This window comes from Salmonella sp. SAL00670, from assembly GCF_046552235.1.
Lineage (GTDB): Bacteria > Pseudomonadota > Gammaproteobacteria > Enterobacterales > Enterobacteriaceae > Salmonella > Salmonella enterica.
Map to the genome: position 1 here is coordinate 501,119 of NZ_JBGDUO010000002.1, position 12,799 is coordinate 513,917.

Consider the following 12,799-nt stretch of genomic DNA (forward strand, 5'->3'; position numbering starts at 1 on the left):
AGGCAAAACATTGGCAGAAATGTGCATTGAGAGACATCCCTCACAAGACCACAATGATGACCATCAGGCAGACAGCCGCCTGCCCTCTTTTTACCCACATAAGGGAATGAGCAATGAACAATTTCAAATTACATACCCCTACCCGCATTCTGTTTGGTAAAGGCGCTATCGTCGATCTTCGCGATCAAATCCCGCAGGACGCCCGCGTGCTGATTACCTATGGCGGCGGTAGCGTGAAAAAGACCGGCGTACTGGCGCAAGTTCAGGAAGCGTTAAAAGGACTGGATGTTCGGGAGTTTGGCGGTATTGAACCGAACCCGTCCTATGAAACGCTGATGAAGGCCGTGCAGCTTGTGCGCGACGAAAATATTACCTTCCTGCTGGCCGTTGGCGGCGGTTCCGTACTGGACGGCACCAAATTTATCGCCGCAGCGGCGCAGTATACGGACGGCGTCGATCCGTGGCACATTCTGGAAACCGGCGGTACTGAGATTCGTAGCGCAATCCCGATGGGGTCTGTGCTGACCCTACCGGCAACCGGCTCAGAATCGAACGCCGGCGCAGTCATTTCCCGTAAAACCACTGGCGACAAACAGGCCTTCCACTCCTCGTTCGTGCAACCGGTGTTTGCCGTACTGGACCCGGTCTACACCTATACATTGCCGCCGCGCCAGGTTGCGAACGGCGTCGTGGATGCTTTCGTCCATACCGTTGAGCAGTACGTCACTTACCCGGTTAACGGCAAAATTCAGGATCGTTTCGCCGAAGGTATTTTACTCACACTGATCGAAGAAGGTCCCAAAGCGCTGCAAGAGCCTGAAAACTATGACGTCCGCGCTAACGTGATGTGGGCCGCTACTCAGGCGTTAAATGGCCTGATTGGCGCTGGGGTTCCGCAGGACTGGGCGACGCATATGCTGGGCCACGAGCTTACCGCGATGCACGGTCTCGATCATGCCCAGACGCTGGCTATCGTTCTGCCTGCGCTATGGAACGAAAAACGAGACGTTAAACGTGCAAAACTCCTGCAATACGCTGAACGTGTATGGAATATCACCGACGGTTCCGACGACGAGCGTATTGATGCCGCCATTGCCGCCACCCGCCGTTTCTTCGAACAGATGGGCGTGCCTACCCGTCTGTCCGATTACGGTCTGGATGGCAGCACTATTCCGGCGCTACTGGCTAAACTTGAGGCGCATGGATGCACAAATTTAGGTGAAAATCAGGATATTACGCTGGATGTCAGCCGTCGGATTTATGAAGCGGCGCGCTAAGGTTTTTTCGCCTCTGACTTTCGTTTTTGGCCATTTCGTCCAGACTTAAGTCACTTAGTCTCGCCGGACCCGACTCCGGCGAGCCAATTAAAAGAGGAACACATCATGGCTAATCCAACCATTATCAGGCTACAGGATGGCAACGTAATGCCACAACTTGGGCTGGGAGTCTGGAAAGCAAGCAATGAAGAGGTGATCGCGGCGATTCATAAAGCGCTGGAGGTGGGCTATCGATCGATTGATACCGCCACAGCATATCAGAATGAAGAAGGCGTCGGCAAAGCGCTAAAAGCAGCGAGCGTGGCGCGGGAAGAGCTGTTTATCACCACCAAGTTGTGGAATGACGATCAAAAACGTCCCCGCGAAGCCCTGCAGGAGAGTCTGAAAAAACTGCAGCTTGATTATCTCGATCTCTATCTGATGCACTGGCCTGTACCGGCTATCGATCACTATGTCGACGCCTGGAAGGGCATGATCGCGCTGCAAAAAGAGGGGCTGGTAAAGAGTATCGGGGTCTGTAACTTTCAGATCCATCACCTCCAGCGTCTGATCGATGAAACCGGCGTTACCCCTGTGATCAACCAGATCGAGCTTCACCCCTTGATGCAACAGCGCCAGCTACATGCGTGGAATGCGACGCATAAAATCCAGACCGAGTCCTGGAGCCCGCTGGCGCAGGGTGGCGAAGGCGTATTCGATCAGAAAGTGATTCGCGAACTGGCGGATAAATACGGCAAAACGCCCGCCCAGATTGTTATTCGCTGGCATCTGGACTGCGGGCTGGTCGTCATTCCGAAATCCGTCACCCCTTCCCGTATCGCGGAAAACTTTGCTGTCTGGGATTTCCGTCTCGATAAAGATGAATTAGGCGAGATCGCAAAACTGGATCAAGGAAAACGCCTCGGTCCCGATCCGGATCAGTTCGGCGGTTAAGCCGGATTTATCGCACGCCATGCCCGACGATGTCGTCGGGCTTTTTTGCATTCCGAAACATTAAGAAACAATTACGCGCATTTAACAGTATATTTCCCCCACACACAAGCGCAGAATTATTCTGATTTTATGAATATTTATTATGAATTTACTTAATACATATAAAATATTTATGGATGTGTAATTGTGGCGGAAAAAAAATCTCAGGGCGTCAAATGGCTCCCATTTATTCTTATTCTGGTTATCGCCGCCGGACTGTGGCAGCTAACGCCCCCTTCCGGGTTAAGCGCGCCGGCCTGGCATTCCGCGATTATTTTTGTCGCGACGATCGCCTCTATCGTGGCGAAAGTGCTGCCTATTGGCGCAGTCGGTATTATCGGCATCACCGTCTTTGCGCTCGCCTATGCTGCCGGCGACAAAACGGCCAGCGGCGCGATTACCACGGCCTTGAGCGAGCTGAACAGTTCGCTGATCTGGCTTATCGTCGTCGCCTTTATGATTGCTCGTGGGTTTATCAAAACCGGGCTGGGTCGGCGTATCGCCCTACAAATGATCCGTCTGTTAGGTAAACGAACGCTGGGTCTGGCTTATGGTCTGGCGTTTGCCGATCTGATCCTCTCCCCCGCGATGCCCAGTAACACCGCGCGCTGCGGCGGCGTGATTTACCCGATCGCCGACTCGCTGGCGCGCAGCTTTGATTCACATCCGGAAGATGAGTCTCGCAGCAAAATCGGCACCTTTCTGATCACCTGTATTGGCAATGTTAACGACGTCACTGCCGCACTGTTTATGACCGGTTATACGGGTAACCTGCTGGCGGTAAAACTGGCGGCGAACGCCGGCGTTACGTTGAGCTGGGGAAGCTGGTTTATCGCCGCGCTCCTGCCTTGCCTGGTCTCTTTTCTTATCGTCCCGCTGCTGGTCTACTGGCTGACGCGTCCGGAAATTAAACATACGCCGGATGCGCCGGATTTGGCGCGCAAAGAGCTGGCGCAAATGGGCAGTATGACGCGCGGCGAGTGGCTGATGCTGGCGACCGTCGGCGTGTTGCTGGTGCTATGGATTTTTGGCAGCTCGCTCGGCGTGGATGCCACGACGGCCTCTTTTGTCGGTCTCTCGATTTTATTACTGAGCGGCGTGCTCACCTGGGAAGACGTTAAAAGCGAAAAAGGCGCCTGGGATACGTTGATTTGGTTTGCCGCGCTGCTGATGATGGCTAACCAGTTGAAAAAACTAGGATTCACCAGTTGGTTTGGCAACCTGATTGGCGACAGCATCGGCAGTACGATGCATGGAACCAGTTGGATAATCATCCTGCTGCTGCTTAACGCAGCCTATTTTTATACCCACTATTTTTTCGCCAGCGGCAACGCGCAAATCGCCGCGCTGTATGCGGTGTTTCTGGGCGTCGGTCTGCATCTGAATATTCCGGCGGCGCCGATGGCGCTCATGCTGGCGTTTACCAGCAGCCTGTACTGCTCTCTTACGCAGTATACCCACGCACGCGGCCCCATTCTTTTTGGCGCCGGCTATGTACCGACGGGCGTCTGGTGGCGAACGGGATTTATTATCAGCCTCTTTAATCAGGCGGTCTTTTTGACAGTCGGCCTCGCATGGTGGAAAGTGTTAGGGTTGTATTAAACGCTTAACGCATCGATAAGCCCCTCGGTTAACGGAGAAATGGAATGACCTGCATTTTCTGTCAAATAGTTGAAGGTAAAGCACCTTGTCATAAAGTTTGGGAAGATGAGCATCACCTGGCTTTTTTGTCGATTTTTCCGAATACCGATGGGTTTACCGTAGTGATCCCGAAAAAACATTACCCCAGCTACGCGTTCGATCTACCGCCGCAGGCGTTAGCGGACCTGATGCTGGCGACCCAAAAAGTGGCTAAGAAACTGGATAAGGCTTTCCCGGATGTCAGTCGTACGGGAATGTTCTTCGAAGGTTTCGGCGTAGACCATGTGCACAGTAAATTAAGCCCCATGCACGGTACTGGCGATTTAACCCACTGGAAACCGATTGAATCGCGGCAGAATAAATTTTTCGAACAGTATGAAGGATATCTGTCGTCACACGATCATAAACGGGCTGATGATGAAAAACTGGCCGCGCTGGCGGCCAGAATTCGTGAGGCATAAATACGGAGCACTTTTGCCGGATGGCGGTGTAAGCACCTTATCCGGCCTACAAAACTGTGCTATTCATAGACCTGATAAGCGCAGCGCCATCAGGCATTATACCTTAGATTATATACTTCTTATCTATTTTAATATATCAACCCTGGTAGGTTAAATATTACGGCGCGTGGCTAAATATTTCGTACAAAAACCATCCAGGAATAGCGGCAATAACACCCATTAAAATTATCCCTGCAAGAGTCATTTGCCTGTCTTCACGTTTTTCCATATTACATGCTTTAATAGCCATTATGAATATAACAACAGCTATTATAGCAATTACGATAAAACAGGGAATAATAATCATACCCATGATATCCCCTCCTCTGGGGCTGTGTGCAAGCATCATGCCTTAATCATTAAGGTAATATATAATTAATTTATACAATCAATAATATTGAAATAAAATATAAAGCTCCCCGTAATTTAGCAATTACTAAAGACCGATACAATATATTTAGATGTCTGTTACTTCCAGAAACATTAGCTTCCAGAAGCAACAGATTCAAAGGTAATTAACGCCCTGCGCCTTTCCCGCGCTTCTTATTCGCAGCAAGCCCCTGCCGCTGATGTTCCACCGGCGTATGCTTGGTCAACGCCGGGCGCGTGTTGCGGTTCTGGCGACGCGCTTCGCGCATCTCTTCAATGGTCGGCGCAGGTACCAGACACTCACGGCGACCGCCAATCAAATGCTTTTTCCCCATCGCTTCCAGCGCCTGGCGAATCAGCGGCCAGTTCGCCGGATCGTGATAACGCAGCAGTGCCTTATGCAGGCGACGCTGCCTGTCTCCCTTCGGCACCACCACATCTTCACTCTTATAACCAATTTTACCCAGCGGGTTTTTGCCGGTGTAATACATGGTGGTCGAATTTGCCAACGGCGACGGGTAGAAGTTCTGCACCTGATCCAGACGGAAGCGGTGGCGCTTGAGCCACAGCGCCAGATTCACCATATCCTCGTCCCGCGTGCCCGGATGCGCGGAGATAAAATATGGGATCAGATACTGCTCTTTTCCGGCCTGTTTAGAGTAAAGGTCAAATAACTCTTTAAAGCGATCGTAGCTGCCCATACCCGGCTTCATCATTTTCGACAGCGGACCTTCTTCAGTATGCTCCGGCGCAATCTTCAGATAGCCGCCCACATGATGGCTTGCCAGCTCTTTAATGTAGCGAGGATCTTCTACAGCGATGTCGTAGCGCACGCCGGAGGCAATTAAGATTTTCTTAATGCCTTTCAGCTCACGGGCGCGGCGATAAAGATTGATCGTCGGCGTATGGTCAGTATCCATATGCGGACAGATATCCGGATAGACGCATGACAGGCGACGACAGGTCTGCTCCGCACGCGGCGACTTACAGCGCAGCATATACATGTTCGCGGTAGGACCGCCCAGATCGGAGATCACGCCGGTAAACCCCGGCACCGTGTCGCGGATCGCTTCGATCTCGTTGATAATAGAGTCTTCCGAGCGGCTCTGAATGATGCGCCCTTCATGTTCAGTGATCGAGCAGAAAGAGCAGCCGCCAAAGCAGCCGCGCATGATATTGATCGAAAAGCGGATCATCTCATAGGCCGGAATACGGGCATTGCCGTAAGCCGGGTGCGGCACACGCTGATACGGCAGCGCAAACACGCTATCCATCTCTTCAGTGGAGAGCGGTATGGCGGGCGGGTTGATCCAGACATAGCGGTCGCCGTGTTTTTGCATCAGCGCCCGCGCGCAGCCAGGGTTAGTTTCGTGATGCAGAATACGCGACGCATGGGCGTACAGCACCTTGTCGCCTTTCACCTTTTCAAAGGATGGCAACAGGATATAGGTTTTTTCCCACGGCTTCGGACGCGGCGGCTGCACGGTAATCGCCTTAGCTTCTTGCTTTTTCGGCGCGACCGGCTTGTTATCCGCGCACGGCAGATCCTCGCCATAGGGATGGGGAATTGGATCGATTTTACCCGGCGTGTCCAGACGAGTGGAGTCGACGCCGCTCCAGCCTGGCAGCGCTTCTTTAACCATAATCGCAGTGTTACGCACGTCACGAATCTGATCGATGGTTTCGCCCATTGCCAGACGGTGCGCCACTTCCACCAGCGGACGCTCGCCGTTGCCAAACATCAGCATGTCGGCTTTGGAATCGACTAACACTGAACGACGCACAGTATCAGACCAGTAGTCGTAATGCGCGGTACGGCGCAGACTGGCCTCAATGCCGCCGAGGATCACCGGGACATCTTTCCACGCTTCTTTGCAACGCTGGGTATAGACCAGCGTGGCGCGGTCCGGGCGTTTGCCCGCGACGTTATCTGGGGTGTAGGCGTCATCGTGGCGCAGCTTACGGTCAGCGGTGTAACGGTTGATCATCGAGTCCATGTTGCCGGCGGTGACGCCGAAGAACAGGTTCGGTTTTCCCAGACGCATAAAGTCGTCTTTGCTGTTCCAGTCCGGCTGGGCGATGATCCCCACGCGGAAGCCCTGCGCTTCCAGCATACGACCGCAAATCGCCATGCCGAAGCTCGGATGGTCGACGTAGGCGTCGCCGGTTACCAGAATAATGTCGCAGCTATCCCAGCCAAGTTGATCCATCTCGTCACGTGACATCGGCAAAAACGGCGCCGGCCCAAAGCAGGCGGCCCAGTACTGCGGCCAGGAGAAAAGGTCGCGATCCGGTTGGATCAGGGAGATAGCGCTCATATTGCTTCCAAAACGATTGGCAAAAAAATAATCAAAGGTCGGGGATTATAAGCCGTATCTATAGCGAAAATGAAGGAGATTATCGCCTTATATGCAGGGCTGGCGCGAAATAGAAACAACTTTCAACGGCCTGGCCTGAGGTGTTTGAAATTGGTCTTATGAATATCTTCAAATTGGTATGCAATTAATTATACCCACGTCTAAAAACGCAGTATCGCCATAACAACAAAAAGTAAAAAAAACATCACATTATCAGCAATATATAAAAAAACTTCGCTGAATTGCTCACGACACTGTTTTTACCATGACTTTCTTCTGTGAACCAGATCTCTTTCTTTGGTCTATTGATTAAATTAAATTGGCTGACAGAATTCAGGGGATAAAGAACACCATCACCACGCCTTTCCCCAACGCAACACCTTACGTATCAGCAGGTTATTAATTAATCAACGATAACCACAGGAATCCCAACCTATAAGGAAGCAGATATGAAAAACACACGTTCATTCACAACATCAGCGGTATTACTGGCCGGCTGTTTGCTACTGGCATTTCCAGCGCTCGCCAAAACCACGCTGAAACTGAGCCACAATCAGGATAAAAGCCACGCCGTTCACAAAGCGATGAGCTATCTGGCCGATAAAGCGAAAGCCTATTCGGACGGCGAATTAAATATTCGTATTTACCCCAACGCCACGCTGGGCAACGAACGTGAATCGCTGGAATTGATGAACTCCGGCGCTCTGCAAATGGTGAAAGTCAATGCGGCATCGCTGGAGTCTTTTGCGCCGGAATATAGCGTGTTTAGCCTGCCGTTTTTATTCCGTGACCGCGATCACTACTACAACGTACTGAAAAGCGACTTAGGGAAACGCATTCTCGCGTCCTCCGAAAGCAAAGGCTTCGTCGGCTTAACCTGGTACGACGGCGGCGCCCGCAGTTTTTACGCCAGTAAGCCCATCACTCAACCCGACGATTTAGCCGGTATGAAAATCAGAGTGCAGCAAAGCCCCAGCGCTATCGCGATGGTGAAAGCGCTCGGCGGCGTGCCGACGCCGATGGCGCAAGGCGAACTCTATACCGCGCTCCAGCAAGGCGTGGTCGATGGCGGCGAAAACAACCCCGTGGTTTATGCCGATATGCGTCATGCGGAGGTGGCGAAATTCTATTCCCGCGACGAGCACACGATGGTGCCGGATGTCCTGGTCATCAGTACCAAAGTACTTAACAAATTGAGCGATAAAGAGCGGAAAGCGTTATATAAAGCCGCAGATGAATCCATGCAGCAAATGAAAGACGTCATCTGGCCCGCCGCGGAAAAAGAGGCTTATGAGAGCATGAAGGCCATGAATGCGACCGTTGTTGATATTGATAAATCCGCGTTCAAACAGCGTGTTAAGCCCTTGTTTGATGAGTTCCGCGCAAAAGACGCTCAATCAGCGAAGGATCTGGAATACATCGAGAATATGTAAATCTGCCGGGCAGGGTTCTCCTGCCCTTTACAGGATGTAATATGCGAATACTCACCAATGCACTGAACAAAATACTGGCCGGGTGCTGCTGTATTATTCTGGCGATCATGGTTGCCTGCGTATCCTGGCAGGTGGCGGCGCGCTTTATATTCAACGCGCCAAGCAGCACGCTCGACGAATTCACCCAGATTCTTTTTATGTGGATGATTCTGTTAGGCGGCGTCTATACCGCCGGATTAAAAAAACATTTAGCTATCGATTTGTTAGCGCAAAAACTCTCCCGAACGCCCGCCCTCGTGCTCGACAGTATCATTCAGGTGATTATTACCGTGTTCGCGCTGATTTTTATGGTGTACGGCGGTGATATTATTGTTGAAAAAGCGGCGCACGTCAGCCAAATGTCCCCGGTATTAAAATGGCCTATGGATAAAGTCTATTGGGTCATGCCGATTAGCGGCGTCATCCTGGTGTACTACACCATTGTGAACGTTATTGATAATTATCATCAGCGCCATCTTCGCTAACGAGGGATATATGGACTTTGAATATATTTACCCAATAATTGTTTTATTTGGCAGCTTTGCCATTATGCTGGCGGTCGGCGTTCCTATTACATTCGCTATCGGGCTGTCGTCCTTATTCTCAATCCTGATAGCCCTTCCCCCGGATGCGGCAATCTCGGTTATTTCGCAAAAAATGACCGTCGGTCTCGATGGCTTTACGCTGCTGGCGATCCCCTTTTTTGTGTTAGCCGGCAATATTATGAATACCGGGGGAATCGCCCGGCGCCTGGTGAATCTGGCTCAGGCGTTAGTTGGCCGCCTTCCCGGTTCGCTGGCGCACTGCAATATTCTGGCGAACACCCTGTTTGGCGCGATATCCGGCTCGGCTGTCGCTTCTGCGGCTGCGGTGGGCGGCATCATGTCGCCATTACAGGAAAAAGAGGGCTACTCTCCGGCGTTCTCTACGGCGATCAACGTCGCTTCGGCGCCGATTGGCCTGATGATCCCGCCCAGCAATGTGCTAATTGTCTATTCGCTGGCTAGCGGCGGCACCTCTGTCGCCGCCCTGTTTTTGGCGGGCTACCTGCCCGGCATCTTAACCGCGCTGGCTTTAATGACGGTAGCGGCGCTGTATGCCCATCGCCACCATTACCCGGTTGCCGAACGCATCAACCTGCGGCAGTTTCTGTCGGTATTCCGCGATTCATTGCCCAGCCTGTTGCTGATATTTATTATTATCGGCGGCATTATCGGCGGCGTATTTACGCCAACAGAGGCCTCTGCGATCGCGGTAATCTATAGCCTGGCGCTGGCGGCCATTTATCGAGAAATTAATGTGAGTAAGTTGCGCGATATTCTGCTGGATTCGGTAGTAACCAGCTCTATTGTTCTCTTACTGGTCGGCTGCTCAATGGGAATGTCATGGGCGATGACCAATGCCGATGTTCCTGAACTGATTAATGAAATGATTACCAGCGTGTCCGAAAATAAATGGGTCATCTTGCTGATTATCAATCTCATTTTGTTACTCGTCGGGACGTTTATGGATATTACCCCGGCTATTCTAATCTTTACGCCTATTTTCCTTCCCATTGCTCAACATCTGGGAATCGACCCTGTCCATTTTGGCATTATTATGGTTTTCAATTTAACCATCGGACTGTGTACGCCCCCGGTAGGCACTATTTTGTTCGTCGGTTGCAGTATCGGCAAAATCAGTATTGATAAAGTCGTCAAACCGCTATTACCGATGTTTCTGGCACTCTTTGTGGTCATGGCGATGATTTGCTACTTCCCGCAGTTGAGTCTGCTGCTTCCCACGCTGTTTGCTCCTTCCTGAAAACCCTGACGGGTCTGCGCTATTCAGACCCGTACTCGGACGCTTTACGACGCAGGATTCACCAGCATTTGCCCAATCGAGCCGCGGTCAGCCATTTCCAGCGTCTGGCTGTTGAAATAGAACGGGAAGTGCGGCCAGGACGGCTGACCGTAATAGACCAGCAGTTCGACTTGCCCATCCACCCAGACGGTATCTTTCCAGCCTCTATCTTCCGGGAACGGCATAGCGCCGTTGACGTTACGAATCAGGAAAGAGACGCCCTCAATATGGAACGACTGCGGCATATCGGCGCGTACCGTCCAGCGCTCCCAGGTGCCTTGTTGGGCGGTAATATCAATGCGATTCACATCCCACAGTTGGCCGTTAATCCCCGGATCGTCGCCAAGACTGATGTCCCGACTGCGGACAGGCGCGCCGCTCATGATCTCCGTCGGCAACAGACGCATCGGCAGATTATCGGTCACCAGCGGCAGCAATCCGGTTGGCCGTAACGTCAGCACCAGGGTCGAAACCAGAATACTGGAAGGCTCAAAGAAACCGCGAATCCGATCGACTATGCTGGCCGCTTCCCCGCAGGTGATCGAGACTTCGTCGCCGTTGGTCATATCAACCAGGATTTCACGTCGCTCGCCGGGCGCCAGTGACAACTGTTTGACGGAAACCGGCGCAGGTAAAAAGCCCTGATCGCCTGAAATCACATGCAGCGCCCGGCCATCGCTCATCTGAAGCTGATAGCGCCGCGAGTTCGAGGCGTTCAACAACCGTAACCGCACCCAGCCGCGGGACACTTCGACATAGGGGCTTTGCGCGCCGTTCACCAGCAGCGTATCGCCGACAAAACCACCGCTTCCCGGTTCGCTGTACTCCGGCGTCCCAAAGTTATCCAGCCGTTTATCCTGGATAATGACGGGAAAATCATCCACGCCGTAATGGTTCGGAATGGGCAGCGTTTTACTGATGTCGTCTTCGACCAGCCACATTCCGGCCAGGCCGTTATACACCTGCTGCGCAGTGCGGTTAGGCGTGTTAGCGTGATACCACAGCGTGGCGGCGCTCTGACGAATCGGCAGCACCGGCGCCCAGTCCGCGTTCGGCGACATCATACGCGCCGGGCCACCCATCAGCGGCCCCGGCACCAGTAAACCAGCAACCGTCATGGAGACATTTTCCGCCAGGCGGTTGCTATAGATGAGTTTAACGTCATCGCCTTTCCAGACGCGGATTGTCGGCCCCAGATAACGACCGTTCACTCCCCAGACCGGCGCGCGCGTGCCTTGCGTAAAGGACCAGTGCGCTCGCTGTAGCGTCATAAACAACGGCTGCCCGCGACGGGACTCCAGCAACGGCGGAACAGGCAACGGCTGTTGCTGACCGGCAGCATTCGCCCTGAGGGGAATCGCGCCTGCACATAGTGCGATTCCCGATGCCTGAAGAAACTGACGCCGACTGAATGACATATAAGCTCCATGTAAAACAGGCTAAAGAGTTGTGCCTGAAAAAATGATTTCTACAATAACAGAGTAAGACTGCTTAAACCTTACCGGTCGCTTCACGTTCCGCAACCTCTTTATCAAGTTCCGCGATTTTTTGCTCCATTAACGCACGGCAGTGGGCCGCCAGCTCGCGAACCTGATCTTTACCATATTCGCTGACATCGACTGGCGGCAGCATTTCCACAATAACCAGTCCGTTGTTCAGGCGGTTTAGATTGACTTTGTTAGAGGTGTTGGAAACGCAGACAGGAATGATCGGCACACCAGCCGCGATAGCCGCATGAAACGCGCCGGTTTTAAACGGCAGCAGACCGCGTCCCCGGCTACGCGTACCTTCAGGGAACATCCAGATAGAAATACGGCGCTTTTTAAAATGGTTAACCACTGCCGCAATGGTGCTATGCGCTTTGGCGCGGTTATTACGGTCAATCAACAGATTACCGGTCAGCCAGTACAGTTGCCCAAAAAACGGGATCCAAAGCAGGCTTTTTTTCCCCACCGTCACCGTTGGCGGCTGCACAATATTCGCCGCCGTGACCATATCATAATTATTCTGGTGGTTAGCAATATAGATAGCATTGCCATAGTTTTCCGCGTCGGCGGGTTTGCGGCACTCCACTTTCAGGCCAAACAGCGGGGCCAGACGGCCGAACATATGTCCAAACGTCGCCACGTGTTTTGGGTTACGTGGGCTGAAAAGGCAGTAAATAGAACCGAAAACACAGACCAGAATGGAGTAAATAACGGTAACAATAAGACGAAAAATATATAGCATAACAACCTCTGAAGGCCTAAGAGCCCGGCATTCTACGTCACCTGAAATTCAGGTTAGGATTTTGGTAAGTGTGGCTCTCTGGAAAAACGTATTGTTAATCGCAATGCACGAATAAACAACGGTTTTACGGGAAATTTTAA

At 52.2% G+C, this 12,799-nt stretch carries 10 protein-coding genes and 1 pseudogene; 7 read left to right on the plus strand and 4 right to left on the minus strand.

Annotated features, from left to right (window positions below; genetic code table 11):
* Positions 1–113 precede the first annotated feature (113 nt).
* The 4 genes and pseudogenes from yqhD to ACLJRS_RS09860 all read left to right on the plus strand — a co-directional run bounded on the left by yqhD (position 114) and on the right by ACLJRS_RS09860 (position 4,351).
* Positions 114–1,277, plus strand: a complete 1,164-nt coding sequence (yqhD, locus tag ACLJRS_RS09845; protein ID WP_001058725.1) for an alcohol dehydrogenase — start codon at positions 114–116, stop codon at positions 1,275–1,277.
* A gap of 105 nt (positions 1,278–1,382) precedes the next feature.
* Positions 1,383–2,210 carry a 2,5-didehydrogluconate reductase DkgA gene (gene dkgA / locus ACLJRS_RS09850; RefSeq protein WP_000013100.1) on the plus strand — a complete coding sequence of 276 codons (828 nt, stop codon included), beginning with the start codon at positions 1,383–1,385 and terminating at the stop codon, positions 2,208–2,210.
* Positions 2,211–2,365: 155 nt separating this feature from the next.
* Positions 2,366–3,851, plus strand: a pseudogene (locus tag ACLJRS_RS09855) (DASS family sodium-coupled anion symporter).
* A gap of 44 nt (positions 3,852–3,895) precedes the next feature.
* The gene (locus ACLJRS_RS09860; RefSeq protein WP_000128244.1) at positions 3,896–4,351 is read left to right on the plus strand and encodes an HIT family protein; all 456 of its coding nucleotides are present in this window, start codon (positions 3,896–3,898) and stop codon (positions 4,349–4,351) included.
* Between the two features lie 157 nt (positions 4,352–4,508).
* On the opposite strand, the gene ACLJRS_RS09865 is transcribed toward ACLJRS_RS09860, so the two are convergent.
* Positions 4,509–4,703 (minus strand): hypothetical protein, encoded by a 195-nt coding sequence (locus tag ACLJRS_RS09865; protein ID WP_000525382.1) that lies wholly within the window; start codon positions 4,701–4,703, stop codon positions 4,509–4,511.
* 202 nt (positions 4,704–4,905) lie between these two features.
* A complete protein-coding gene (locus tag ACLJRS_RS09870) occupies positions 4,906–7,077 on the minus strand; it encodes a YgiQ family radical SAM protein (RefSeq protein ID WP_001274458.1) in 2,172 nt (723 codons plus the stop codon).
* Between the two features lie 488 nt (positions 7,078–7,565).
* Between ACLJRS_RS09870 and ACLJRS_RS09875 the strand changes: the two genes are divergently transcribed.
* Genes ACLJRS_RS09875 through ACLJRS_RS09885 form a run of 3 tightly spaced genes read left to right on the plus strand, consistent with a single transcriptional unit; the run spans position 7,566 to position 10,391 of the window.
* Positions 7,566–8,549, plus strand: a complete 984-nt coding sequence (locus ACLJRS_RS09875) for a TRAP transporter substrate-binding protein (protein WP_000799370.1) — start codon at positions 7,566–7,568, stop codon at positions 8,547–8,549.
* Between the two features lie 41 nt (positions 8,550–8,590).
* Positions 8,591–9,073: a TRAP transporter small permease gene (locus ACLJRS_RS09880; protein ID WP_001221825.1), complete on the plus strand. Its 483-nt coding sequence runs from the start codon at positions 8,591–8,593 to the stop codon at positions 9,071–9,073.
* Positions 9,074–9,083: 10 nt separating this feature from the next.
* The gene (locus ACLJRS_RS09885) at positions 9,084–10,391 is read left to right on the plus strand and encodes a TRAP transporter large permease (protein WP_000345261.1); all 1,308 of its coding nucleotides are present in this window, start codon (positions 9,084–9,086) and stop codon (positions 10,389–10,391) included.
* Positions 10,392–10,435: 44 nt separating this feature from the next.
* On the opposite strand, the gene ftsP is transcribed toward ACLJRS_RS09885, so the two are convergent.
* Entirely contained in the window at positions 10,436–11,848 is a 1,413-nt protein-coding gene (gene ftsP, locus ACLJRS_RS09890; RefSeq protein WP_000010658.1) for a cell division protein FtsP, read from the minus strand.
* Positions 11,849–11,921: 73 nt separating this feature from the next.
* Positions 11,922–12,659: a 1-acylglycerol-3-phosphate O-acyltransferase gene (plsC, locus tag ACLJRS_RS09895; protein ID WP_000965730.1), complete on the minus strand. Its 738-nt coding sequence runs from the start codon at positions 12,657–12,659 to the stop codon at positions 11,922–11,924.
* Positions 12,660–12,799: the final 140 nt, after the last annotated feature.

Coding starts and splice junctions, on each gene's coding strand:
- yqhD (WP_001058725.1), top strand. CDS start 114: ATGAACAATTTCAAATTACATACCCCTACCCGCATTCTGTTTGGTAAA.
- dkgA (WP_000013100.1), top strand. CDS start 1,383: ATGGCTAATCCAACCATTATCAGGCTACAGGATGGCAACGTAATGCCA.
- ACLJRS_RS09860 (WP_000128244.1), top strand. CDS start 3,896: ATGACCTGCATTTTCTGTCAAATAGTTGAAGGTAAAGCACCTTGTCAT.
- ACLJRS_RS09865 (WP_000525382.1), bottom strand. CDS start 4,703: ATGGGTATGATTATTATTCCCTGTTTTATCGTAATTGCTATAATAGCT.
- ACLJRS_RS09870 (WP_001274458.1), bottom strand. CDS start 7,077: ATGAGCGCTATCTCCCTGATCCAACCGGATCGCGACCTTTTCTCCTGG.
- ACLJRS_RS09875 (WP_000799370.1), top strand. CDS start 7,566: ATGAAAAACACACGTTCATTCACAACATCAGCGGTATTACTGGCCGGC.
- ACLJRS_RS09880 (WP_001221825.1), top strand. CDS start 8,591: ATGCGAATACTCACCAATGCACTGAACAAAATACTGGCCGGGTGCTGC.
- ACLJRS_RS09885 (WP_000345261.1), top strand. CDS start 9,084: ATGGACTTTGAATATATTTACCCAATAATTGTTTTATTTGGCAGCTTT.
- ftsP (WP_000010658.1), bottom strand. CDS start 11,848: ATGTCATTCAGTCGGCGTCAGTTTCTTCAGGCATCGGGAATCGCACTA.
- plsC (WP_000965730.1), bottom strand. CDS start 12,659: ATGCTATATATTTTTCGTCTTATTGTTACCGTTATTTACTCCATTCTG.